Raw genomic sequence first — 25,830 nt, forward strand, 5'->3', positions numbered from 1 at the left:
GGGCAATATTCAGTTTTTCTGTTAATTGGCGCGGACCCTTATACCGCCTGGGGTTACAGGATTCCAGCCAGCTCCCGGGCCAGATTCTCGCCCATCCGTAGATGTCCTTCATCCCCCGGATGAATCAGGTCGCAGGACAGCCCGGCCAGGTCATCCAGCACCCGGCTCCCCTCGATCAGGCTCAGCTTGGGATGGGACAGACGCTGCACATGAGTGCGCAGAATGTCGTTGAACTGAAGATCCTTCTCCGCTATTCCGCTGCCGGGGAACATCGCAAAGTTGGGATACATCGTGATTACCGCAACCGGCTTCCCGGGATGTCTGCTCACCAGCTGGTCAAGCAGGTAGCCGCTCCGCTCACGGAATTCATCCGCCGACAGGTGGTCACGCATATTCACGCCCAGCTCCAGCGTCATGAATGACCAGTCCTCCTGCGCCGCAAGATAGTTGCTCATCTCCCGCTCACAGTGGCAGGAGCCGCTCATGCCGAGATTGAGTACATCGGCAGCCAGCCTTCTTGCCGCGTGGGCAACATATGGCAGGCTGCCGTTCTCTCCATAGGTGATGGACGAGCCGTAAGCCATCCAGCGCTTGCGGGGAATCTCCCCTTCCACCGGCGGGCGGAGCGGATGGCCGAAGGTCTCGATGCCGCAGACCACACAGGCATAGCGTCCGAAGCAGATCCGCCATACCTCCGGCGCGAAGCCCGCTTCCATCAGCAGCTCACGCTCCGCCATCGCCAGCCGCGGCGGCTCGCTTAACTGGAGGGTGCGGATCGTCCCGGCCTGAAGCTCATGCCTGGAGTGGAACAACCCGCCCTTGTATACCGATACGCTGCCACCCGTCTCCGGCAAGGTCAGCGTAATACGGATATTCGGAGCCGGTGTGACGAATCTGAGCTCACAGCCGCCCGCTTCCCCGGCGATGAACCGGCCCCGCTCGTTCAGATGCTCCCTGACGCTGCGGGGAATGCGGCGGAGGTGCACGCCGTAGCCCGCTGCCGGCTCCAGCTCGGCCACGTTATGGAAGGCAATCCGGTCCAGCCCCGGCAGCCCCTTGGTGGCGGAATTGATGCTGGCAGAATGGGTGCTGGCGGGATTATACATGCTTCATCGCCTCCACCAGCAGCAGCAGGGCCATGGATTGCCCGTAGGGCATCGGGCAGACCGGAATCTCCCGGTAGTCGTCAAGCGTAGCGCCCATCCCCGTGCCGTAGGAGACGCCCTGCACCACCCCTTCTTCATCGATCTGGCCCAGCACATAATGCAGTGCCGCCATTGCAGGCTTGCGGCAATCCTCAGGCAGCAGTCCTTGCCGCACCGCCTTCAGCATCCCGTAAGCAAAAGCGGCGGTGGCCGAGGTCTCCAGATACGAGCTGCTGTCGTCCAGCAGCGTATGCCATGCGCCTGACGGAGCTTGCAGCTCCGTCAGCTTGCGTACCTGCCGCGCAAGGGAGGACAGCAGGAAGCTGCTCACCCCTGACGGCAGCTCCACCATCTCCAGATAATCCACGAGCCCGGCGGTATACCAGGAATTGCCGCGTGCCCACAGGGCCCGGGCAAAGTGATGGCCGCCCTCGAAGGTCCAGCCGTGGAAGAACAAGCCGGTCACGGGATCGGTCAGATACTTCAGGTGGACGAGAAACTGGCGGATGCTCTCCTGTATACACGCCTCCTCCTTCAGCACGATCCCCATCCGGGCCACAAACAACACCGTCATATACAGCGTGTCGTCCCAGAGCTGCCCGGTATTCGGACTGCCGGTCACTTCATGCTGAAGACCGCCTTCCTCTGTGCGCGGCATCTCATGCAGCGCATACTCCAGCCATTCCCGGCACAGCTGCATATAATCCGCGCGCCCGGTCTCCTCTGCCAGATAGCTAAGGGTAAGCATCGGACACATCGTATTAACATTTTTCGCCGGAATGCCTCCGTCAAGCTTGCTGTCGAACCAGCCCGTCAGGTAGTGTAGAATCTCCTGCTCCCCGGTTTCCCGGTAATATCTGTATAAGGCAAATAATCCAACCCCCTGGGGCCACTCCCAATTGTCCATAGAGATGATGCCGATGGGTGCGGTTTCCTGAATGGAGCCTCTCATATCCTTCATCCGCTCAATGACGCGGGCGATATGGCCTTCGAGTACTGTCCGTGATACTGCTTCCATAATGCTCCTCCTTCTGCAATGTCCTGCTCTGAACCGGAAACCTGTAGCCTGAAACCTGGAACCTCAAACCTGGAACCTCAAACCTCAAACCTGTAGCCTGTTCCCGGCTGTTTAGCTGTTCGCAACCCCAGTGTAGTCAAGCGCCGCATTGCCGTCCATTAACAAGAATCTTGCTAATCGCTTTCACTTCTGGCATTGTTCATAATAGAGCTGTATTCCTCAGTTGGAGGAGTACATGAGTAGAAGGAGTACATGCTCACGTTCTAATTCTGTATAAAGAAATCAGGGAGGGTAACAGGTAATGAGAATTAAGTTTGATCTTTTTCCGGGCGGAGTTTCTAAAGCGCTAACAACGAGCTGGGATGATGGAAGAATCTACGACAGACGTCTTGTGGAGATCCTTAACCGGCATGGGCTGAAGGGATCCTTCCATTTGAATTCGGGGTTCTTCGGCAAGGAAGGCTATATCACTGAAGACGAAGTGGCTGCGCTCTATGAGGGGCATGAGATCTCAGCACATACCAGTACTCATCCTTTCCTTACCATGACTCCGCGCGAGGGGATCGCGGATGAGATTCTGACCGACCGCAAGGCGCTGGAAGCGCTGGCCGGTTATCCGGTAAGGGGCATGTCCTATCCGTTCGGCAATTACGATGATCAGGTGATCGGCCTGCTGCCTGCCATGGGCATTGAGTATTCCCGCACGGTGAATTCGCACCGCAGCTTCAGCCTGCCGGACAACCTGTTGGCTTGGCACCCTACCTGCCACCACAAGGAGATGCTGGCCCTGGGCAAAAAGTTCCTGGAGGAGAAGCCCCGCTTCTCGCATATGCAGCTTCTCTATGTCTGGGGACACAGCTATGAGTTCAATGACGATGACAACTGGCAGGAGCTGGAGCAGTTCGCCGCTGTGATGGGCGGCCACGAAAACATCTGGTATGCCACCAATATCGAGATTGTGGACTACCTGTCCGCCCTGCAAGGACTGCGCTTCTCCGCTTCGCAGGAGATGGTTTATAATCCGTCGGCTACGGAGGTGTGGGTCTCTGTGGGGGATGAAGCCTGCCGCATTCCGGGCGGGGGGATGGTGCGGCTGGGGTAGGGAATGGGGCTAGGAGTTGGGGCTAGGGTGAGACCCAGGAGCTGGCATTAGAGATAGGGGGCTGAATAGAGAGAAAATTTGGGGGAGACTGGGGCTGTACTTGGACGGTGGCTAGGCTGACATTGGGGCTGGGCTGAGACTTGGGGCTATCGCTGAGACTGGGGTTATAGCTGTAACTGGGGCTGTGACAATGCACTCAACTATTATCAATACCGATCAGCCCCCACCGAGCCGCCACAAGAGTCCTCCCTTCAGCCTCAGCACAGCCCCAGCTATAGCGCTAACCGTGCCGTGCCCGAGTAATGTGTACACGGTATACTTACTTGCACTCTGTACAACTAAATTATCTGTTATACCGACTAATATCCGTTTAGCTGTAGTTCGTACAATTATAATAACGCTATAGCTGGATTCCTTGCTCATTCGGGCTAATTTAGTTGTACCAACTACACTTAGAAGAGAAAAGTCTTCCTTTTCGCTGGTTTTAAATGTACAGAATACAACTACCGCTGAATGATCGCTGCGAATGAAAACTTGGAGCTCCAAGCATAGCCGCATTACGCCGCAAAATGGAGTGAGCTTCCCTAATCATATGAATTTAAAACACATTACTTAAAACACATGAGATAAATCATACGACATAAAACACACCTATAAGTTAGTTTAAAAACCCGATTACGCGCAGCCCCAGGGCTTGGCGAAATCGGGTTTTTGTGGGTTTTCGAGTGTTTTGCGGGTATTTCGTTGGCATACGTTTGTGCAGATGGTGGAGAATAGAGCGCTGTATCAGTCGTTGCCTGGCCGATCCCGCTATTCGCGGCAGACCAGACAGTGTAGGCAGGCCAGGCCGCCGCTACTGCCAGCTACCGCCAGATACTTCCACCTACTGCCAACCTCCGGCGGCAGCATCAGGATGCTCCTGCCTCGCTATCCAGGTGAGGCAGGCCGCCCGCAGCAGCGCGTCGGTCCGCTGGGCCGCGCCGCAGAAGACCCCGCTCAGGCCGATCTCATACAGATCGGCCAGCGCGTACGCCGCCGGTGCCCCCGCGGCGAGCACTGCCGCTGCCGGCCGCACCCGGCGCACGGCGGCCAGCACCCCAGCCGCCGCCTGCGCGAAGCCCTCGGCGGCGTTCTCCCCGGGCGCGGCCTCCTCCGCCGCGCCGTCCAGCACCAGGAAATCGGCGATACGCGCGATTTCCCCTGCGGCAGCCGGCCCCACATCGGGCGCGAGCAACGCCCCGATGCGGCAGGCTGCCGCATAAGCGTGGCCGAGAGTCTGCTCGGCCACGCCCTCAATGAATTCGCGCTGCGCCGCGAATTCCTCCAGGCTGGCGGGGTACGGCGCCAGCAGGTCAATGCGGCTGTCGCCGCCCAGCCGCTGGCTGTGCAGGGCGGCGGCGAACAGCGCGCCAAGCTGCGCATCCTGCAGCGTGGCCAGCCGGTCCGGGCGGGCGGCGAGCTCCGCCGTGTAAGGCAGAGTGACTGCGGCCCATACGCCGTCCGCCGACTCCAGGAGGTCGGCAGCAGCAGCCCGCAGCCGGTGATAGATCCGCTGCAGGATACGCTCAGCCTGCACCGGCTCCTCATCCCCGCACGACATCCAGCGCGAGTAGAGCGCCGACAGTTCCGGCTCGTGCAGCCATTCCTCGCCCCGGATCAGGCAGGGCCCCGCAGGGTAGACGCCGGGCGGCTCACGGCGGACAGCCCCGTCCCCCCTGCCCTCGCGCAGCACCAGGAAGGCCTGGCGCTCCCCGGGACGGCGGATATACGTGCGGCTCGTACTCACGTTACTCTTGCGCCGGTCCCCCTCAGCAAGAAATTCCGCTGCGGCGGAGGCTACAGATGCGGACTGGCTCATCTCTGCACCAGCCGCCCGGCCACCGGGGTCAGACTGGAACGGATGCTCCTCATACTTTGGACCCTCATTCTGCTGGCGTTCAACCTTCATCCTCGCACCCACCTTTTCTCACTAGGATTACTGCCGTGCTGTTCCTCTCAGGACTGCTGTCAACACCTCACATGCTTCATTCTATAGTTACGGGCAATGATGCTGAAATATGCAAACGGTATCAAATGAATGCGGCTGCGGCACCTTATCCGAATGGGTAGTGGACACGGTGGGGCGACGAGTTGAGGGAAGTACGCGAGTTGGAGTAGGCGGGCGAGTTGAAGTCGGTGAGTAAGCTGGAGTAAGTCGGGCGAGCTGGAGTGGGTGAGTAAGCTGAAGTAAATCGGGCGAGCTGAAGTGAGTGAGTAAACTGAAGTAAGTGGAGCGAGCTCAAGTGGGTAGGAAATAACTTTCACATATTTTGTTGTCAGTCTCTAATGGCTTTGAACTGGGGTTCGGGTTCGGGTTCGGGTTCGAGCTAGGCTTCGAGTTCTGCTTTTGCTTGGCGCGCACAGTGATCTAATGTATTTACTACAGCAGATCTTCTCTTTAGCGGTTGTAAAAAGCGATCTGTTGCAGTTTGTACAGCAGATTTTTGCGGGAGAGGTGTTTTGGGGCCGTATGCCGGAAATCTGTTGTATGGAATACATTAGAACGGATTTTAACGCCGAAAATGGCCTAATCCATTGCAGAAAGTACAATTGCCGTGCAACTTCAGCGCGAACACATACCTCACCAACCGTTTTACTCACAAACGATTCCCCCGCTGACACTCCTCTCTCTTCCCATTACTCCCAAACCCACCTCCTGCTCCTGCTAAAAAAACAAGACCACTGCCTAATGCAGAAATACGCTGCATCAAACAGTGGTCTGTAATTCCTCTTCCTATGCTGCAAGGAACAGCGCCTAAGCCTGCTGGCTGGCAGCGATCGCCTGCTCCAGATCATAGAGGATATCATCGATGGATTCAGTACCGATGGACAAGCGCAGCAGCTCCGGTGTAACACCGGCGGTAATCTGTTCTTCGTCCGACAGCTGCTGGTGAGTGGTGCTGGCCGGGTGGATGATCAGCGACTTGGAATCGCCGACATTGGCCAGATGGGAGAACAGCTTCACGTTCTCGATCAGCTTCACCCCTGCGGCGGCCCCGCCCTTAATTCCGAAGGTCAGAATCGCGCCCTGGCCCTTAGGCAGATATTTCTGTGCCAGCTCATACGAAGGGTGACTCTGTAGTCCAGCGTAGCTGACCCACTCTACCGAATCATGCGCCTCCAGATACTGGGCAACCTTGAGTGCATTCTGGCTGTGACGCTCCAGACGCAGGTGCAGCGTTTCGAGACCCTGCAAGAGCATCCACGAGTTAAACGGTGAAATGGCCGCGCCCAGGTCACGAAGCAGTTGAACCCGCGCCTTGATGATATAAGCAATCGGACCGACCGCTTCAGTGTAGACTACCCCGTGGTAGCTCGGGTCCGGCTCGGTCAGGCCCGGGAACTTGCCGCTGGCCTTCCAGTCGAACTTGCCGCCGTCCACGATGACTCCGCCGATAGAGGTACCGTGGCCGCCAATGAATTTGGTCGCCGAGTGTACGACGATATCCGCCCCGAATTCAATCGGACGCAGCAGATACGGACTTGGGAAGGTGTTGTCTACAATCAGCGGAATCCCGTGCTCGTGGGCGATGGCTGCAACCTTTTCGATATCCAGAACGTTCCCTTGCGGATTACCAATCGTCTCAGCGTAGAGCGCCTTGGTCTTGTCCGTAATAGCTGCCCGGAAGTTCTCCGGGTTATCAGAATCCACAAAATTCACCTTAATGCCCAGCTTGGGCAGCGTCGTGGAGAACAAATTATAAGTTCCGCCGTACAGGCTTGCGGAGGAGACAATCTCATCCCCTGCCCCGGCAATATTCAGAATAGAGAAGGAAATCGCTGCTGCTCCGGAAGCGGTCGCCAGTGCCCCTGCCCCGCCCTCCAGCGCGGCAAGACGCTGCTCAAACACATCGGTGGTCGGATTCATCAGCCGGGTATAGATGTTGCCGAACTCCTTGAGCGCGAACAGATTAGCAGCATGCTCCGCATCCCGGAAACCGTAGGATGTAGTCTGATACAGCGGCACGGCACGGGCTAAAGTAGTGGGATCAATCTCCTGGCCTGCGTGGATGGCGAGGGTTTCAAAGGACAGCTTGCGCTCTTCTGACATGGGTATTTCCTCCTCTAAAATAGGTAATGTCAAATGTTAACTCTATAAGATTGTACCTATTCTCTCACAAACCATGTCATTTGAAAAGATAAAATTCTTATTAATTCACTGTGTTTTATTAAGTTTAGTAAGCCCCGGCATAGCCTCATGGCTGCTGCGCTATCCCCTTCATGAAGCTCATGAATTTCTCCGCAATTTCTTTGGGGTGGGAACGGTACAAATAATGATTGGCATCCAGCAGCTCCATGTCTGCATGTACGGAATTCTGGATCAGCTTCTCATGCTCAGGAATCCATTGATCGGTTGCCGGATGCTCTGCTTGAACAAAAAGAAGGACAGGAAGATTAGGAGGGAACGTTACCCCTCGCTGTTCAGCCCCTCTAAAGCTGGAGTACATGTTTTCTGCCTCATTTAACAGAGTGGTGTTATACATATTTCTCTGTATCAGCAGTTTCAATTGTTCTTTGGTATGTTCATCATACGGCAGTCCCTCATAAGGGTCAGCACTCAGCTTCAATTGCAGCCGGGCGAAGCCCAGATTGCGGAACCATTTAACCATGCTTGTCTCTGAAGACTCTATTTTCTTCTCGCTCAGCGAGGGTACACTGCTATCCAGTCCGACAAATGTACTTACTTCATCTGAGTATTTATTCACATAATCCAGACTGTAAATTCCTGAAATAGAATGGCCCATAAGGATATAACGGTCAATATCGAGCTGCTGCAGCGCTTCATGGATTTCACTTACGATATTCTCTGAGGTTCGTTCTTTCTTCGTTGCGTCGCTTAAGCCGTAGCCGAAAGGCTCAACCACTACAACCTTGTAATGCGGAGACAGCTCATCGATGAGCAGCTTGAAATCAAGCGCCGGTGAAGCTGTTCCGAAGCCGGGAAGCAGCACGACCGTGTCCGGGCCATCTCCTTGAATGAACACATTCATATTCTTGCCGTCTACGGATACATGCTGGCCGTAAGGCTCTATCCTTTTGGCCTCCGCATTGCTGCTGATTACATTCGTGATATACACAATCCCCACAAAAATCACAATAGCGAGCAGGATGGCTCCCAATATTTTAAGCAGAATCTTGCGCAGTTTCTTGAGCCCCGTTTGATTTCCCATTATGTTATTCGCCGATGGTCTCATGTTCATCTTCCCCTATCTTAAATGGTAGTAAGCTTGCTTCATTGACGTTAATGCAAGCTTACCGAACGAAGATGTACTCTTTATGACGACAATATGAACAGAATATGAACCGAATATGTACTATCAGGCGGACGCTACCGCTCCTACAGTTCCAAAATTCCCCTCCGCCACTTTCCCTTTCCGTATATTTTCAAGTTCAATCTATATAAGCAAAAATGCTACAGTTACCTACAAGCGAGCTTGTGTGCAACCGTAGCATAGAATGAGAGTGACGAGCCTCAGGTGTCGTAGCTGACCAGATAATGATGGAGCTCCGTATTATAGCTGCCGATGCTGTGTTCGATCAGCCTGCCTTCCCCGTCATAGGAGTTGCGCAGGCGCTTCAGCACAGGCGTCCCCGGCGGAAGCTTCAGCAGCAGGCATACCTCGGGTGGTGCTGACTCGACAAAAAACCGGTCCCTGAAGTTCTCCAGCACGATGTCGTTCTCCTCCAGCGAGTCGTACAGGGACTGGATGTCCTCCCCCAGCTCTGCCGACCCTCCGCCCGGCAGGGCTGCTGCCGTCAAGAAGTGCACCAGATGGATATAAGGCTGTCCATCCAGAATATACAGACGTTCAATCCGCTGGCAATACGGCCCGTAGCGGCTGTATTCCTCTGTCCCAGTCTCATTGGTGACCAGACTTGTGCTCAGCAGCTTCTTTTCCAGCTTATGACCTGCTTCAACCAGCAGCTCTGTGAACCGTTTGCCCTTGGAGAGCTTCTGATAGGCGGTATTGCGCATGACAATGGTTCCGACACCGCTTTTCTTCTGCACATAGCCTTCCTGGGCCAGCTCCTGGACCGCGCCGCGGACCGTCATTTTGCTGACACCGAACTCTTTCTCCAGCTGCGGCTCGGAAGGGATAATGCTGCCGAGCGGGTATACCCCGTGCAGAATCCGGTCCTTGAGGATCTTCTGGATCTGCTGGTATAAGGGGCCTTGCTTGCGTTTCAGAGACACCTTACGTTCACTACCTTTCAACATCTGAGGTATGGCCATCCAGCGCGCGGAGCACCTCGCTCTCGGTGAACAACGCTGTATCGCCCGGGATGGTATGGGCCAGCATCGCTGCGGCCGCTGCCATATCCACCGTCTGCTGCTGCGGATAATCCTGCAATTCACCATGAATAATGGCACTGGCAAAAGCATCCCCGGCACCGATCCGGTCATACACCGGAAAGGTCAACTTACGGGAGAACGCGAACGTACCTTGACGGTACAGATATCCTGTAAGGGAATGCGTATTGTCTGCGTTAATCTCACGGTGGGTGCCCGCTGCCGCTGCAATTCCGAAGCGCTCCGCCACAGCGGGAACCGCTTGCTTCAACTGTGTTATTCTATCATAATCTGCCGCTGCGGTGCCAAGAATGTACAGCGCATCCTTCTCGTTCATCAGCACCAGATCGGCAAGCGTAAGCAGCTCTTCGTAATGCGGGCGGGCCTTGGCATAACCCTCCTCGCCCCATAACGCCGGACGGTAGTTACAGTCGAATACCACCCTGCCCCCCGCACGCTTCACCTCTGCCGCAAGCTGCTTCATCTGCCCGCGCACCCTGTCATTCATAGCCAGCGTAATGCCGCATAGATGAAGCACATCCACCCGGGAAACCAGCGCCGCCATATCATACTGATCAGCCTCAGCGGTATTGAAGCTGCTGCCCAGCCGGTCGGTATACGTGACTCTTCCGGGGCGGGCACCGAACCCGTTCTCCAGGAAGTACATCCCGAGGTGCTTGCCGCCCCGGCGGATCAGTGACGTATCTACCCCAAGCTTGCGCAGATAAGCAATCGCGGCTTCCCCTACCGGAGTCTCCGGCAAGGTCGTGATTAATGCTCCGTTATGGCCATATCTGGCCAGCGCTGCCGTTACATTTACCCCGCTGCCCGAAAAAGAGTACTCCAGCCTGCTGCTCTGGACCAGTGTCTCCACCCCCGGAACCTGCAGCCGCATCATCACTTCGCCAAATGCAGCGATTCTAGGCATACCGGTCCACCAGTGATTTCATCGCGCTGAGCAGCGTGCGGACATCCTGGATGTTCGTGTTCCCGGTCTGCGGATCGATGATCGAGGAATAGACATGCGGGATCACCTGCGGTACACCCGCCTGAAGCGCAATCTCCAGAATAGGTGCGAAGTTATCCAGATCGATGCCGCCCGTAGGCTCAAGGGCAAATCCGGCTTCTCCGCAGGCCTTGGCTACCGCACGATACTCTTCTTCCATCTCCAGCCCCTTCATCGGATAATATTTGAGCGCATTGCCGCCCATGTCCCGGACCAGAGCGATGGCAGCATGAACTGGAACGATAGCCTGCGAAGCATTCCCCGAGCTGACCGGTCCGGTGGATATATTGACATAGCCGGGCTGTCCGCATGGCGAGACCAGGCTGTTAATCCAGCTATCCTTCGCTCCCAGATTGGCCCGGGTCGCGCCTACAGCCGGAAACACCTGATTGATATGGCTGCCCGCATAGCTTGAAGCAATCTCTGCGACTACCGCCGCCTGGCGGTTGTCCCCGGCTCCAAGCCCGATGGATACGGCGTCCTGAATCACCTGTCCATATTCCGTCATAGCGGCGGATGCTTCCCTGGCGTTGGCGTAATTTTTGGAGAGTACGCCTACCAGAACATGCCCTTCGGCAGCCTCGTAAATATCCTTGGCATTCCTGATACTGCCGGCCAGTACATTCAGTGCCGCTCTGTTCTTATAGAATCGCTCCTGAATCTTGCTCATTATGATCTGCCCCCTATAATCTCATGAATTCTGCTGACAATAACCTGGAGATCATCTCCTTGGAGCGGCCTTGGATCAATATCGAAATACCCCTGCTTCACCCCATAGTCCCGGGTATACACCGCAATCTCGCCTTCCCGCAGGCGGTCATTGACCTCCCTTGCATCCATTCCCGCAGCAGCGGCATCAATCTGGATGCGTCCCCGGTAAATCGCCCGGCCTGCTTCATCCTGCACGGTGCGGACCGACACTCCGGGAAGACCCGCCAGCGGCTGAAGCGCCTCCAGCGCCTGCTTCTCCTGCTGGCTGTTGTCCGCCTTGTCCTGATATTCGTCCAGAGCCTGGAGCAGTCCGAAGGTCGTCTCTTTGCCGACCTTCATGCTGCGGCCGATCCCGTGCAGCTGCACCTTCAGCCAGCCGATGTATTTTTTCCCGCCGGCTACAATGCCTGAAGTAGGACCTTCCACCGCCTTTGAGCCGCTGTAGATGGCCAGATCAGAATACTGGACATATTTGCGCAGATCCTCCTCCGCAGCCGCATCGACAATCATCGGCACGCCCCTGCGCTGTGCAACCTCCCAGGCTTCCTCTACTGAGATCATATTCTTCTGGACGGCGTGATGGGATTTCACATAGAGGATCGCTGCGGTACGTTCCCCGATGGCCTGTTCAATATGCTCTGCGCGGCCTTCGTTGGCATATCCTACCTCGACCACCCGGCCGCCGCCGAGGAAGACCATCGTCTCAACAGGCGCTCCATACTGCACATTATGGCCCTTCAGCATAATGATCTCATTCTTCAGCACCGGCTCCTGGTGCAGGCGCAGACTGAGGCGGGGATCTCCGGCGGTCACAATGGCTGCCACCGACAGCGCAATGCCGCTGGAGGCCGAATTCACGACAACAGCCCCTTCCGAGCCGAGCAGACGGGCGATGTACGCTCCCGATTTGTCCACCAGATCCGCAATCTCCACGTACTGCTGCCCGCCCTGCTTCATTGCCTCCATCACCGAATCTGTTGGCGCAGATACACCAAGGATGCTCATTCTTCCACTGGCATTAATCACACGCTTCAATCCATATTTAGCTTGTAATGAGTGATCCATTGATAAAGACTCCTTTTGCTTCAATATAGTGATTCGCGGTCCGGACATCGCCCTCCGAGTCCATAAGCTGCTTCTCTCCGGCTTCCATGGAGAATAAGGTCAGATTCGCCTGCTCCCCTACCCGGATCTGCCCAAGCTCCGGCTTGCCGAGCCACGCCGCGGCGCTGCTGGTGACTGCACGGATGACCTCTTCCAGGCTGTAGCCGAGATAGAGGAACTTGGTCAGTACATCTGCCATACTGTACACCGGACCGTTCAGCCGGTTGCCCCGGTAGATGTCTGTGCTGATCGTATTCAGCGCAATCCCGGCCCGCTTGGCCTGCTCCGCCACCCGGAAGGAGAAGCTTGCTGTGCCGTGTCCTACATCCAGCCGGACGCCCCGGGCCACCGCATCCAGCAGCTCCGGCAGCGGTGTGCCGTCCGCCCGGAACAGATTATTGGCTTTGCCGTTCAGGTAATGAGTGATTATATCGCCCGCCCGCAGCAGCTCCAGTACCTCGGAGATAGCAGGCGGAGCGGAGCCGATATGCACCATGAGCGGAAGCTTCATCTCATCCGATAAGGTACGCGCCAGCTTAAGCGGCTGTATGCCGCTGTCCTTGACGACACTTTGGCTGATGCGTGCCTTCAGGCCGACGATGAATTCAGGATAAGCCTCTACTGCTGCAAGTGCGCAGTTTCGGTCAATCCAGTCCAGCTTGGAGAGCTCATCGGTCCGCGTAAGGCCGATTCTTGAGATATTGAGCAGCGCGAATACCCGTGTATCCGCCAGAAGACTGGCACTATAAAAATCCCCGATCCGGTCTGCCCCGCAGCTTCCGGCATCCACCACTGTCGTCACTCCCTGCTTCACCCCGATCTCGTCGATCACATCACCATAGGGGTCAAGCTCCGGCACAGCATGTACATGCAGATCAATCCATCCGCTGGAGCCGTATAACCCGGAACAGTCCAGCAGGGTCCTGCCTTCTGCCTGGCCCGGCGGGGTAATCGCGGTGATGATCCCATCCTGAATGGAGATATCCACCGTCCGGCCGTCCACCAGCCGCAAATTGCGCAGCACGTTCTCTGTGCCCACTTGTCCCATCTCCTTTTTTCCAAATACAGATTTACAGGGGAATTACAAAAAATGATTAATGACATGAACTCCATACATCCTTATATTTAACAAGTAGTAACGGACATGCCGTCCTCTTAGAAAAATATAAAGCTGCTTCACTCCAAAGATTATAATGTTATAATGTTTATAGTAGCACAAGTGTAATCCAGAAGAGAACTGCAATTTCTAAGTCAAGAGGTTCCATCCTAGATTTCTAGTCCGAATATCTTAACACTGGAGGTACTGCTGTATGGCTAATTCCGCACCCAAGCCATCCTTGCTGAACCGGTTCCGGCTGACCTGGAATCATTTCAAGTCAAGGCTGCTGCTGAAATACGCTTTTTCCTATATCCTCATGTTCCTGATCCCGCTCACAGGTGTTACCATCTTCGTCTATGAAAACGCCGTCAAGGGCCTGCGGGTCGAAATTGAACAGTCCAATGTCAATCAGCTCAATCAGGTGAAAAGCACCATCGATGGCCGGATGAACGAGCTTCAGGAGATCGCCGGAAGAATCGCCTATGACAAGCATCTGACTCCTTATATGGTCCGGCATCCCTATTACAGTCTGGAGGCGATTCAGGCACTGGCCAATTACAAGGCCAGCAGCAGCATCGCGGAGGACCTGTTCCTCTACTTCCACGGTGATTCCAATATCTATTCTTATCGCGGCCTGGCTGATCTTCATGTCACCTTCGATACCCTCTATCAGTTCGAGCGTTGGACCCCGGAGGAGCTGCGGCGCGACTTGAACGAGACCCGTCAGCCGCTCGTCCGTCCTGCCGAGAATGTGACCGTCAATTCCCGGATGGAGCCGATGCTCGCCATGCTTGTCCCGGTGAAGCCGAATGACCCTTTCCCTTACGGGACGGTCGTCTATCTGATGAAGGAATCCAATCTTACCGGCGTTATGGATTCGGTTCTGAGCGATTTCTCAGGCAGCAGCTATATTTTCGGCCCCTCCGGCGAGGTGCTGACCGCGAACAGCCATGGCGTCAGCTTTCCCCAGAACGAGCTTCAGACCCTATCCGCCCTTGAGCCGGGGATACACAATCTGGAGCTGGACGGGGAACAGTACTCCGTCGTGTCCGTGCAGTCGGAGGAGAATGGCTGGACCTACGTCACCACGATGCCCAGCTTCCAGTTCTTCAGCCGGGTTGCCCATGTCCAGACGCTGATTCTGATTGTCTTCTGTATTACAGTCGTTACCGGCATAGCGGCCGCGCTGCTGCTGGCCAAGCGGCAGTATCACCCGATCCGCGATCTGATGGAGTTCGCCAAGCCGAGAGGCAACGGCAATGAGGCTCCGAAGCTGCGCGATGAATGGGAGTCCATCCGGCAGACGCTTCATGACTACAGTGCCCGGATTGATCTCCAGGAGCCTTTTGTCCGCAACCAGTGCATGCTGCTGCTGCTCAAGCACGGCCAGCCGGATGATCCCGAGATTGAACAGATGATCCTGAGCGCAGGCTTCCGGCATCCGCAGGGACAGGGCCTTTACTTCTCGGCCATCCTGTCCTGGGATGATACCGCTCCGGGCGGCAAGTCCTGGCAGGAACGCCATCTGCTGCAGGAGATGCTGAGCAATATCTGCCTGCCGGGCCCGGATGCGCAGATCTTCGGAATTGAATTCTCGGTCAAGGACCAGTTCGCCCTGATCATCTCCCTTCCAGGGGAGGGGGAGCTGCCCGTTCAGAGCCGGATGGAGCAGGTCATTGAAGGGATTCAGGATGTGATCCGTGAACACTCGCAGCTTGCGCTGAGTATCGGTGTCGGTATGGCCTACCGTGACCTCGCCCGGCTGAACCAGTCTTTCATTGAAGCCGCCGCCGCGCTGGAGCACCGGATGATCCGGCGCAGCGGCCAGGTCACCTACTTCGAGCAGCTTGCGGAGCTGAACCCTGCCGCTGCCGAGAGCTTTTGGATTCCGCGCAAAACCATGCTGAAGCTGGAGCAGAGTCTGAAGCAGGGCAACGAATCGGTAGCGGCCCAGATGATTACCGACACCATTGACACGATCAAGGACGAGCCGCTGCAGGTTCATCTGCTGCGGTGTATCTGCTTCGATCTGCTGAACGCTTTTCTGCGCACCGCCTCCGAGCTTGGTATGGATGAGGTGTTCACCAATATGCCGGAGCTGACCTCCTTCGAGACATTAGAGGAGCTGGAGAGCCGGCTGCTCTCGCTCGCTTCCGCCATTTGCGCGCAGGTCGAGCGGAACACAGAGACCAGTGAGTCTTCCCTGATGGATGACATTCTGGAGTATGTGGACCAGCAATTCGCAGACTACACCCTCAGCCTGGAGCATGTAGCGCTGAAGTTCGCCATCTCGACCTCTTATTTAAGCCGGAGCTTCAAGGAGAAGACCGGCAGCAATTTCTCGCAATATATCTGGCAGCGGCGTGTGGACGAGGTCATCCGGCTGCTGGAGAACACCAGCGCTCCGCTCAAGGAGATTATCGAGCAGGTCGGTTACCTGGATGCGCCCAACTTCATCCGCAAGTTCAAAAAAGAAACCGGTCTGACGCCGGGGCAATACCGCAAGGAACATGCCTTGAAGGGGGCCGCTGCGAAAAGACCGGTTTGATTGGGCGGAGCCTCCGCCCTGTGGATAGGCTGAACCTGAGCAATTATTTATCCTGTGAAAGTTAATAGCCTGAACCCCTGAAATCTGGTGAGCACCCCTATAATCCTGCAACAAATGCAACATTTCCCGTATCTGTTTGGCCCGAATCCGCGATTGTTGCACAAAAGGCAGGATTTCACCTTTTTCAGGCCGCTTAGCAGGCAGATTGTTGAATTCTATGCAACAATCTGCCTGTACACCTGGCTACCTACGAACCGAAGCTGCAAAAAGTGCAACATTTATGTCCTCAATGCCTTATAAAGGAGTTCCCTGGCAGTTGGGAGTGAACCCCTCGCCCGTAGGGGAACTGGGACTGGTTGCTCCACTTCATTGCCTACTCCGATTTCTGAAGCTGCCGCCTACTCTGCTTCCTGCAAAATATGCTCTACCAGCTCATCCAGCGGCACGGTAGCCAGCGCAATCGCGGTATCGGTTACCCCGTAATAGATATAGAGCAATCCGTCCTTGACTACATTGCCGGTCGGGAAGATGACATTTGGAATCTGGAAGCCGAATTTCTCGTAATACGTCTCCGGCTCCATAATGAAGTTATGGGTCCGGGCAATGATCTTCTCCGGCTGCTCCAGATCCAGCAGCATCGCCCCCACGCGGTAGACGATCTCTTCATCTACGCCGTGATAGAGCACCAGCCAGCCCTTGTCTGTACGGATTGGAGGCGTAGAGCCGCCGATCTTCCGCGATTCCCAGGACAGGTTCCCGGCGGTGGCGAGCAGCTTGGGCTCTTCCCAATTCACGAGATCCTCGGAATAGGTAATCCACATGGCGGCTTTCTCCGTTCCGTAAGCCTCGCCCACATATTCTTCGGGGCGGCGGAGCAGCACGAATTTGCCGTTTATTTTCTCAGGAAACAGGATGTTGTCCCGGTCGTTAATGTCCAGCGGCGTGGTGTCCGCGACGAACTCCCAGTCCAGCAGATTGGTTGACTTCAGAATCGAGGAGCGGGTCAGCCAGTGGCCCTCCTCTTCCCCCCAACCGTCCGGGTAGGTCGGAATGGAGCGCTCAGGGACGCCGCGCCCGGTAGGATAATAGCTCATGGCGCAAGGGCGCAGGGCGTAGTTGAGGTAGAAGGTTCCGTCAATCTTCACAATACGCGGGTCCTGCACGCTACCGTACGGGAAGCCTAGCATATCCGGGGTGACAATCGGCTCATCCTTCACATGGGTGAAGTTCACGCCGTCCTCGCTCTCCAGCAGCCCCAGATAGTTCTTGCACGGAGTCAGGGACCCGGCTGTACGCTCAATCATATAGAACTTGCCGTTATCGATGATAACCGCAGGATTGAACACGGTCACCTTGCGCCACTCATAGCCGCCCGGGACGACAATCGGATTATTGGGATGTCTTGTAATTTGCATGTCTATTCCTCCTGCGAATGATGTTCGTGGTATATAGGAAGCACTGTGGTATACAAGAAACACTTAGGATTTGAACTTGAAGCTTGATCGTCACTGCGGTGAACATTTGTACTTTCGGCCGCTGTTGTGTTTGAATTTCCTGATTATAACCGCTCCTCGCGGTAGAAATCCAAACACAAAGGCGGACGCTACCGCTCCTGCAGTTCCAAATTTCCCCTCCGCTTCTTTGCTTTCAGTTAATTTCTTTCGTGCTTCTTTGCTTTCAATTAATTTCATTTGTGCTTCTTATATAGCTTAAGCGTCTGGACCTCATAAGGCCGGAAGGACAGCGGGATCACACCGCCGGATGTCTCCACTGAGCCGGTCTTGCTCTCCAGCAGGTTGACCCGGCAGGCGCTGATCTCCTCGTCCTGCCAGTCCAGCGTGGCTGTCTCTCTGCTGCCTGCCGCCTCATACAGCCGGACAATCGTGCCGCTGCCGTCCTCGGCAGGCTTGATCGTGTCGAGCATGACGTGACTGCTCTGGAAGGCGAGCCAGGCATTGGTGCTTGGATAGCGGCCGGAATGTGCGGCTTCGCTGACCGCCAGCAACGGCTCATTCAGCGCTGCCGCTTCCCGCACCACATCGGCCTGCCGCCATTCTCCGCTGTGCGGATAGAGCGAATACGTAAATTCATGCTCCCCCTGGTCCGCATAACTGTCCGGCCAGCGCGGGGAACGCAACAGCGAGAGGCGCAGCACTCCGTCATGGATGTCATAGCCGTATTTGCAGTCGTTCAGCAGGCTGACGCCATAGCCGCCCTCGGACAGATCAGCCCAGCGGTGTCCGCAGACCTCGAATTGCGCCTGCTCCCAGCTGGTGTTGCGGTGGGTCGGGCGCTCCAGCGCGCCGAACGGAATCTCATAGGTAGCCTTCGCGGCCACAATATCGACCGGAAAAGCAACCTTCAGCAGCTTATGCTGCTCCCTCCAGCTTACGCGGGTGCGGAAATCCACTCTGCGGCTGTTCCGGGGCAGGACAATCTCCTGCTCAATCTGCGATTCACCGAGCTGCCAGCGGAACTTCAGCACTGTCTGCGCTGGTCCGCTACTGACTACCTCGCGGTCCAGCAGCTTCGCCTTGCCCGCAGGCTGCTGTTCATAGCGCGGGTCTATATCCCAGGCATCCCACAGCGGCGGGGTGTCATGATAGAACTGCAGCTGGTTGCCGGACTGGCCGGGCTGGAGCAGCTCGCGGCCCTCGCTTGTGTCATACCAGCGGCTGATCTCGCCGTCTTCATTGAACTTCAGGATATAATGGTCCGTCTCCCATTGCTCCGGGAAATCGTCTCCCGCAGCTGAATCAACCTGCCGCTCAAGCCTTACTCCGGCTGGCTCTGCAGCCTCCCGCAGCCAGATCGTCCGGCAGCCGAAGGCCGGTACCTTGCGGACCTCCACAGCCAGTGTGTAGCTGTCCCCGCCAGCCTCGGTGTTCCAGCATTCGCTCGCAAGCGGCCCATCTTCATCGAAGGCCTGCATAGCAGCCAGCTCAGGACCACCCTCCAGCTGGATGACCTCCGTCCGCTCCCAGCCCAGGCTGTTGAAGACCACATAAGGGCGGCCTTCGCCCGATGTATTCACCTCAGCCGCTAGAGCGTGCAGGGAGCGGTCCAGCACCTGCCCGCCCAGACGGAAGATCTCAGCGTATTCCTCACGCGAGGTTGTATACACCTCCGGGATGGAAGTCCCCGGAATGATGTCATGGAACTGGTTGAGCAGCAGCAGCTTCCAGCCCTCGGCCAGCTCCCCGGCGGGCAGCAGACGCTGCACATCCGGCTGATCCGGTTGCTCCAGCTCCAGCGCACCGTCCTTCTGCGCCAGCACACTCCAAATCTCTGCCTGCCGGTATAAGACCTCCGCCTTGCGGTTGCTGCGTTTATTGAAGGCATGGGTCGTGAAGGTGCCCCGGTGCAGCTCCAGATAGAGGTCGCCGTGCCACGCCGGAAGCTCCGGCTGACACGCACCGATCTCCGAGAAGAAAGCTTCGGCCGTAGAGAATCCGCTGACCGGCTGGCCCGGCGCGAGATCAGTACGGGCCACATATTCCAGCATCTCATGAGTGACTCCGCCGCCTCCGTCTCCGTGGCCATAGAGCAGCATAAGCTCATCATGCACTTCCTTCTGAGCGTAGGCCTCCCAGTGCTCCAGCACATCCTTCGGGTGGGTATGCTCGTTCACCCCATGGTTCTGATAGGCCACAATCTTCGTTCCGTCTATGCCGACCCAATGGAATAAGGTATGCGGGAAGGGATTGGTATCATTCCAGCCCAGCTTGGTGGTCATGAAATAATCGATGCCCGCCTGCTTCAGCAGCTGCGGCAGGGAGGCGCAATAGCCGAAGGTATCCGGCAGCCATTCAATCGTAGAATGCTTGCCGAATTCCTTCATATAAAAGCCCTGGCCGTACAGCATCTGCCGGACCAGCGACTCCCCGCCGGGAATGTTCAGATCCGGCTCTACCCACATGCCTCCGACCAGCTCCCACCGGCCTTCAGCGATCCGCTCCTTGATCCGCCCGTACAGCTCGGGATAATGCTCCTTGGCGAAGGCATAGAGCTGGGGCTGGCTCTGCGAGTACCGGAAGTCCGGGTACTTGTCCATCAGGGTGCAGACGGTGGAGAAGGTCCGGCTGACCTTGCGGACCGTCTCCCGGACCGGCCACAGCCAGGCCACATCAATATGGGACTGGCCGACCATATGCATCGTTCCCGGGTCCAGTCCCGCAGCCCGGTCAGCCGCAGCAGCAGCCCGTAGCTGCTGTTCCGCCGCAGTCACGGCCTCAGAGTCCAGCAGCAGCTCCTCCTTCATATAGAGCGCGTCCATCACCCGCTCCAGCGCCTTAAGGCTGCGGATGCGGCGCATGTCGCCCTCCGGCAGCAGGAGGGCTGCTTCGTGTACGATTCGCACCGTATACAGCAGGCTGTATACCAGACGATTGACGCGCACCAGCTTGATTTCAATGCCTGTCAGCGGCGGCTTAATCACCGCCTGCCGGTTCAGCGGGTCCTCCGGCTCAGGCACCGGATCATACAGCTCGATGTCCAGCTTGAGGCATTCACCCGGAGCATAAGAGGGCAGCGGAATGAACCAGTGATTGCTGTCCAGCCCATGATAGGGCGCTCCGTCCAGCTTCAGCAATCCTTCCCCGCGTCCCAGATAGAGCAGTGCCGCTTCTTCATGCGCCCAGCCTTCCGGAACCGTGATCTCCCGCTGAAGGAAATACGTAGTACCATACCCGCCATCCAGCCGGGAAATGTTGTACTCCTGATGCAGTTCCTCCTCATGCTCATAGCAGCCCGGAGTGAGGTAACGGGACCCCCGCATCGTCCATTCCGCAAGCTCTATTTTCTCAGCCCACTGCCGCTTGGCCAGCCATCCGGTGAACCGCTCCATTCGCTTCATGGCTTAGCCCTCCTCTCTGACCTGGAGCGGTGCGCTCAGATACTCTGCGGAGTGAGGGCCTGCCATCACCGCGAATTCTCCCGGCTCGACGATCCGCGTCAGATCCGCTGATACATATTCCAGCTCCTCCCGGCCTACACGGAACGTTACCGTCTGCGTGTCTCCCGGCTGAAGGCTGATTTTGCGGAAGCCCTTCAGCTGCTTCTCGGGCCGGGTAATGGAGGAGACCAAGTCGGAGATATAGAGCTGTACCACCTCACTGCCCGCCCGGTCGCCCCTATTAGTCACATCCACGGAGACAAGCGCTTCTTCATCCGCAGAGATTACAGGAGGTTCCACCTTCAGGTTGCTGTACCCAAATTCAGTGAAGCTAAGACCATAGCCGAAGGGATATTCGGCGTGGAAGTCTGTCTCCAGATACCTTTTGCCTCTCGTCCGCCGCTTATAGTAATACACAGGAAGCTGGCCGACATGCTTCGGAACGCTGATCGTCAGCCGCCCCGAAGGATTCACCTTGCCGAACAGGATATCGGCAATTGCATGTCCGCCCTCCTGGCCCGGATACCACGCCTCCAGAATGGCGTCGGCGTGCTCTACAATCCAAGGCTCGGCAATTGGACGGCCGTTGATATAGACCACAATCAGCGGCTTACCCAGCTTGTGAAGCTCCTGCGCCAGCTCAAGCTGCACGCCCATCAGATTCAATGTGGACCGGTCGATGCCCTCCCCGCTTTCCATATCGCTCCAGGAATGCTCCGTCACGACAGAAGCGCCGGTGAGCAGATCAATCGTCCCCTCACCGAAGTCCCTGGCGCTGGAGCCGCCGATCGCCAGCACCACCGCATCCGCTTCAGCCGCGCAGGCCAGCGCAGGGGCGAAGCCTTCCCGGGAATCGCCCTTGATCCGGCACCCGGGTGCATACAGGACCTTGTCCGCTTCGCCGCCCAGCGCCTGCCGGATGCCGTCCAGCACGGTAACAATCGCGCCTGCGGGCTGTGGCGAGGTGTAGTCGCCAAGCTGGTTGTACGGCGCATCCGCATTGGGACCGATTACGGCAAGCTTGCGAATCTCCTTGCTTAGCGGCAGCGCTGCGTTCTCATTCTTCAGCATGATGATGCTCTCACCGGCGATCCGCCGGGCCAGCTCCCGGTGCTCCGGCTTGCCGATGATTTGCTCTGCCTGCTCAGGATCGGCATAGGGACGGTCGAACAGCCCGAGCTTGAACTTCAGCTCCAGAACCCGTGCCGCCGCGCGGTCCAGATCAGATTCCTGCAGCCGTCCATGCTCGATCGCGGACGCGATATGCTGCTCGAACATCTCGCCCGACATCTCCATATCGATGCCCGCCAGCAGTGCCTGGGCTACAGCCGTTTCTCCGCTATCTGCGGTGTTATGACCATTCGTCAGCATGCCCAGCGCTCCGCAGTCCGTGATCACGAACCCGTCAAAGCCCCATTGCTCCCGAAGCACATCCTGCAAAAGATAACGGTTCGTCGTACAAGGTACGCCGTCAATCTCGTTGTACGCTGTCATAATGGACAGCGCTCCGGCCTCTACCGCCTTACGGAACGGCAGCAGATCGACCTCATGCAGCTCGCGCAGTCCCATATGCACGGGCGCAGAGTTCCGCCCGCCTTCCGAGCTGCCGTAGGCGGCGAAGTGCTTCAAGGTGGCCAGCACGGAATCCTCCGCGTCCAGCCGTTCCCCCTGTAAGCCCTTCACGGCTTCTACACCCATCGCCGCGATCAGGAACGGATCTTCGCCGAAGGTCTCCTCCGTCCGGCCCCAGCGCGGATCACGCACCACATCAAGCACCGGCGAGTAGGTTGCCGCTCCGCCCTGGCTGCGGGTCTCCAGCGCCACCACCCGGCACATCTCCCGGTACAGCTCCGGGTTCCACATACTGCCCAGAGCCAGCGGAACCGGAAATACGGTGGCGCCGATAGCCATATGCCCGTGGGAGCATTCTTCCCCGAACAGAATCGGAATCCCGAGCCGGCTCTCCTGCATGGCGTAAGCCTGAATTGCATTAACAGCCTCCGCCCCCTCCTTCGGGGACAGGCCGGTCTCCAGCGTGACCCCGGTCCACGGGTCGGCACGCAGCGTCCCATACAGGGAGCCGACGCCTCCGGCAGCAACCTGGCGCTTGAAGGCTTCCGTCATGCCTGTAGTTCCGTCCGCGTGCTTCTCATAGCACTGCCAGCCGAAAGGCTGGACTAATTGTCCAGCCTTCTCTCCAAGCGTCATGCGCTGCAGCAGGTCCTGTACCCGATCCGCCACAGATTGTGTTTTGTCCTTATAGATCATTTTTACAGCACCTTTCTGCCGGGCCTGATTTAGTTGGTTTTCCAGCGGTCATAGGCAGCCTGGTTAATCTCGGCTACACGTTCTCCGCCCATCTTCTTGACAGTGGCCACATAGTTATCCCAGCCGGTCAGCGGCTCGGCTCCGGTAATGAACTTCGCTTCCATCTGCTTCACATAAGTGCTCAGGTCCGAATTCAGACTGCTGATTTCCGTCTGCTCTTCCACCGTGAGGAACAGGGCCGGGAACGGAATGCGTGCGCCTTTATCCAGCAGCTTCTGCTTAGTCTCCTGCTCTACCCAGAGGTCAAAGTCCGTCTTCAGCCCCTTGTTAATGTCATCCATGGACAGGGTTGGGGCAGGAATACCGTAGTTCGGCGTCAAGGTGGCCCGGAAATCTTCCATTTCCTTGCCGTCCGGTACAGGCAGGTATTGCTTCACACGGTTGTCTTTGTCGGTGTACTCCCAGAGTGTACCCTCCGGCCCTTTGTTGAAGAACAAAGCTCCTTCATAGGAATAGAGGTAATCCACCCAGCGGAGCGAGGCTTCCGGTGCAGGATTGCTGTTCGTAATGGCGAATGCGCCTGTCGTAATTCCTCTGTTCTTGGCAATCGCCGGAGCGGACACCGATTCACTGCGCACAGGGGCGAACATCGGATCTGACGTGGACGGCTCTCCACCCTTCGTCATATAAGCGTGCCAGTCGGAAAAGAGCGCCACGCGGTTATTCTGCGCCTTGGCCTTCTTCTGCTCCGCCGTCTGCGAGAAGCTCTCATGATCCAGCAGCTCCTCGGACCACAGACGGTTCATATACGTCAGATACTCCTTATAGCCTTCTTCGAGCGGTGTATAGTGGACCTTATCCGCATCGTCTACATAGATTTCTTCTTCATAGATGCCAAAAGCGCCCAGCAGCCAGGTGCGGATATCGCGGAGGTTCGCGGCCGTTGTCGTCACTGAAGAGATCGGAATTTCATCGGCGGTTCCGTTGCCGTTCGGATCTTCCTCCTTCACGCGCTTCAGGTAGGTGTACAGCTCCTCGGTCGTTTCCGGCAGCTTATCGATGTTCAGCGCCTTCAGGAAGTCGCCGTTATACCACATCGGGTTGCGGTACCAGTGCTGGCTCATTTCCACCACCGGCAGGGAGTAGATATGACCGTCCGGGGCAGTAATCGATTTGCGCACATCCGGGTTCTGCTCCAACAGCGCCTTGAAGTTCGGGGCATACTCTTCGATCAGGTCCTCCAGCGGGATCAGAATCCCCTGTTCGCCGTAATTCATCTGCTCGGCAGTCGTCAGACCGGCCGCATAGAAGATATCAGGGTAATCGCCGCTGGCGAACACCAGATTCTTTTTGGTATCGAAGCTGTCCTTCGGCGCATTTTTATATTCCATCGTAATCCCGGTCTTCTCCTTCATCTGCTGGAGCACCGGCATGTTCTCCCAGTTCTGGATGCCCACATCCGGGGCCATCATGGACAGAGTGATCGGCTCACTCACAATCGGGAAGCCCTCTTTGTTCACTGTAGCCTCTCCGGTACTCTTATTCGCGTTGCCTTCATTTGCCCCCGAGCTCCCGCAGCCTGCCAGCAGTCCAACAATCACAGCCGATGACAGCAGAATCTTCCATGGTTTACGTGTGATCTGCATTAATAATTCCTCCCTTAGGTTCATTACATTTTAACCTTTAGCCTTTCACAGAGCCAATCATGACCCCTTGCACAAAATAACGCTGCAGGAACGGGTAGACCGCCACAATCGGCAGTGTCGACACAACGATGACGCCATATTTGACCAGCGATGCTGTCTCTGCCTTATTATTCATGGCCATAGCTACCTCGCCGTTGATCGCAGCGCCTGTAGTTTCGGCCGACATTTCCTGCAGGACCAGAATCTGGCGCAGCACCATCTGCAGCGGATATTTGGCTTCATCGTTCAAATAGATCAGGGACGGGAAGTAACTGTTCCAGTGTCCAACCCCGTAGAACAAGGCCATCACGGCGACAATCGGCGCAGACAGCGGCAGGATGATGCGGATGAACAGCTTCAGATTCGTACAGCCGTCGATGTGGGCCGCTTCCTGTAATTCTTTTGGAATGGTGGACTGGAAAAAGGTGCGGGCGACCACGATGTTCCACACCGATGCGGCCACCGGCAGGATCAACGCCCCCATGCTGTTAATGAGGCCAAGGTTCTTGACGAGCAGATACGTCGGCACCAGCCCGCCGCTGAAGAACATTGTGAACAGAATAAGGCCCATGAACAGCTGGCGTCCGACAAAATCAGACCGGCTGAGCGCATACGCAGCAGGCAACGTAACCGCCAGATTCAGCAGAGTGCCCACCGCTGTGTAAATGATGGTATTGAGATAGCCGTTCCAGATCTTCGGGTTCTCGAACACCAGCTTGTAGCCGTCCAGCGTCACATTCTTCGGGAACAGCCACATGGCGCCCGAATTGACATCCTGCGGCGAACTGATGGACGCGCTGAGGATGTAGATCAGCGGATAGAGGACCACTACCAGCGCAAGGCACAGATAGATGTAGGTGCTGATAAGAAACAGCTTATCTCCCCTGGATTCTTTCATCGCAGTAACCATAGACTTCAA

At 56.7% G+C, this 25,830-nt stretch carries 17 protein-coding genes; 2 read left to right on the forward strand and 15 right to left on the reverse strand.

What is annotated here, in order from left to right; genetic code table 11:
• Positions 1 to 53 precede the first annotated feature (53 nt).
• The gene (locus tag NST26_RS28385; protein ID WP_340980388.1) at positions 54 to 1,106 is read right to left on the reverse strand and encodes an SGNH/GDSL hydrolase family protein; all 1,053 of its coding nucleotides are present in this window, start codon (positions 1,104 to 1,106) and stop codon (positions 54 to 56) included.
• Positions 1,099 to 2,163, reverse strand: coding sequence for a beta-galactosidase BglB (bglB, locus tag NST26_RS28390; RefSeq protein ID WP_340980389.1), 1,065 nt, complete (start codon positions 2,161 to 2,163; stop codon positions 1,099 to 1,101). The genes NST26_RS28385 and bglB overlap by 8 nt, the downstream gene beginning before the upstream one ends.
• 301 nt (positions 2,164 to 2,464) lie before the next feature.
• Between bglB and NST26_RS28395 the strand changes: the two genes are divergently transcribed.
• Entirely contained in the window at positions 2,465 to 3,265 is an 801-nt protein-coding gene (locus NST26_RS28395; RefSeq protein ID WP_340980390.1) for a polysaccharide deacetylase family protein, read from the forward strand.
• An 883-nt stretch (positions 3,266 to 4,148) separates the two neighbouring features.
• Here NST26_RS28395 and NST26_RS28400 read toward each other — a convergent pair.
• From NST26_RS28400 to NST26_RS28435, 8 genes are all read right to left on the reverse strand, one after another.
• Positions 4,149 to 5,213 carry a hypothetical protein gene (locus NST26_RS28400; protein WP_340980391.1) on the reverse strand — a complete coding sequence of 355 codons (1,065 nt, stop codon included), beginning with the start codon at positions 5,211 to 5,213 and terminating at the stop codon, positions 4,149 to 4,151.
• Between the two features lie 846 nt (positions 5,214 to 6,059).
• Positions 6,060 to 7,355: a homocysteine synthase gene (locus tag NST26_RS28405; RefSeq protein WP_076084569.1), complete on the reverse strand. Its 1,296-nt coding sequence runs from the start codon at positions 7,353 to 7,355 to the stop codon at positions 6,060 to 6,062.
• A 145-nt stretch (positions 7,356 to 7,500) separates the two neighbouring features.
• Positions 7,501 to 8,475 carry an alpha/beta hydrolase gene (locus NST26_RS28410; RefSeq protein WP_340980392.1) on the reverse strand — a complete coding sequence of 325 codons (975 nt, stop codon included), beginning with the start codon at positions 8,473 to 8,475 and terminating at the stop codon, positions 7,501 to 7,503.
• A 302-nt stretch (positions 8,476 to 8,777) separates the two neighbouring features.
• Complete coding sequence (locus NST26_RS28415) at positions 8,778 to 9,524, reverse strand: GntR family transcriptional regulator (RefSeq protein WP_209876752.1); 747 nt, start codon at positions 9,522 to 9,524, stop codon at positions 8,778 to 8,780.
• Positions 9,511 to 10,524 (reverse strand): sugar kinase, encoded by a 1,014-nt coding sequence (locus NST26_RS28420; RefSeq protein WP_340980393.1) that lies wholly within the window; start codon positions 10,522 to 10,524, stop codon positions 9,511 to 9,513. The genes NST26_RS28415 and NST26_RS28420 overlap by 14 nt, the downstream gene beginning before the upstream one ends.
• Positions 10,517 to 11,272, reverse strand: a complete 756-nt coding sequence (gene dagF, locus NST26_RS28425; protein WP_340980394.1) for a 2-dehydro-3-deoxy-phosphogluconate aldolase — start codon at positions 11,270 to 11,272, stop codon at positions 10,517 to 10,519. Before dagF ends, NST26_RS28420 begins: the two co-directional genes overlap by 8 nt.
• A complete protein-coding gene (locus NST26_RS28430; protein ID WP_340980395.1) occupies positions 11,272 to 12,378 on the reverse strand; it encodes a DgaE family pyridoxal phosphate-dependent ammonia lyase in 1,107 nt (368 codons plus the stop codon). Before NST26_RS28430 ends, dagF begins: the two co-directional genes overlap by 1 nt.
• Complete coding sequence (locus NST26_RS28435; protein WP_445323346.1) at positions 12,356 to 13,456, reverse strand: amidohydrolase/deacetylase family metallohydrolase; 1,101 nt, start codon at positions 13,454 to 13,456, stop codon at positions 12,356 to 12,358. The genes NST26_RS28430 and NST26_RS28435 overlap by 23 nt, the downstream gene beginning before the upstream one ends.
• 271 nt (positions 13,457 to 13,727) lie before the next feature.
• On the opposite strand from NST26_RS28435, the gene NST26_RS28440 reads away from it, so the two are divergent.
• The gene (locus NST26_RS28440; protein ID WP_340980397.1) at positions 13,728 to 16,064 is read left to right on the forward strand and encodes a helix-turn-helix domain-containing protein; all 2,337 of its coding nucleotides are present in this window, start codon (positions 13,728 to 13,730) and stop codon (positions 16,062 to 16,064) included.
• 398 nt (positions 16,065 to 16,462) lie between these two features.
• Here the strand turns inward: NST26_RS28440 and NST26_RS28445 are convergent, their stop codons facing one another.
• The 5 genes from NST26_RS28445 to NST26_RS28465 form a co-directional block, all read right to left on the reverse strand.
• Positions 16,463 to 17,479, reverse strand: a complete 1,017-nt coding sequence (locus tag NST26_RS28445; RefSeq protein ID WP_340980398.1) for a glycoside hydrolase family 130 protein — start codon at positions 17,477 to 17,479, stop codon at positions 16,463 to 16,465.
• Between the two features lie 272 nt (positions 17,480 to 17,751).
• Positions 17,752 to 20,919 (reverse strand): alpha-mannosidase, encoded by a 3,168-nt coding sequence (locus tag NST26_RS28450; protein ID WP_340980400.1) that lies wholly within the window; start codon positions 20,917 to 20,919, stop codon positions 17,752 to 17,754.
• Positions 20,920 to 20,922: 3 nt separating this feature from the next.
• Positions 20,923 to 23,226: a glycoside hydrolase family 3 N-terminal domain-containing protein gene (locus NST26_RS28455; protein ID WP_340980402.1), complete on the reverse strand. Its 2,304-nt coding sequence runs from the start codon at positions 23,224 to 23,226 to the stop codon at positions 20,923 to 20,925.
• Positions 23,227 to 23,255: 29 nt separating this feature from the next.
• Entirely contained in the window at positions 23,256 to 24,872 is a 1,617-nt protein-coding gene (locus NST26_RS28460) for an extracellular solute-binding protein (RefSeq protein ID WP_340980403.1), read from the reverse strand.
• 37 nt (positions 24,873 to 24,909) lie between these two features.
• Positions 24,910 to 25,821, reverse strand: coding sequence for a carbohydrate ABC transporter permease (locus tag NST26_RS28465; protein WP_036694906.1), 912 nt, complete (start codon positions 25,819 to 25,821; stop codon positions 24,910 to 24,912).
• Between the last annotated feature and the right edge of the window lie 9 nt (positions 25,822 to 25,830).

Source organism: Paenibacillus sp. FSL R7-0128, assembly GCF_038002245.1.
GTDB classification, from domain to species: Bacteria; Bacillota; Bacilli; order Paenibacillales; family Paenibacillaceae; genus Paenibacillus_AQ; species Paenibacillus_AQ silagei.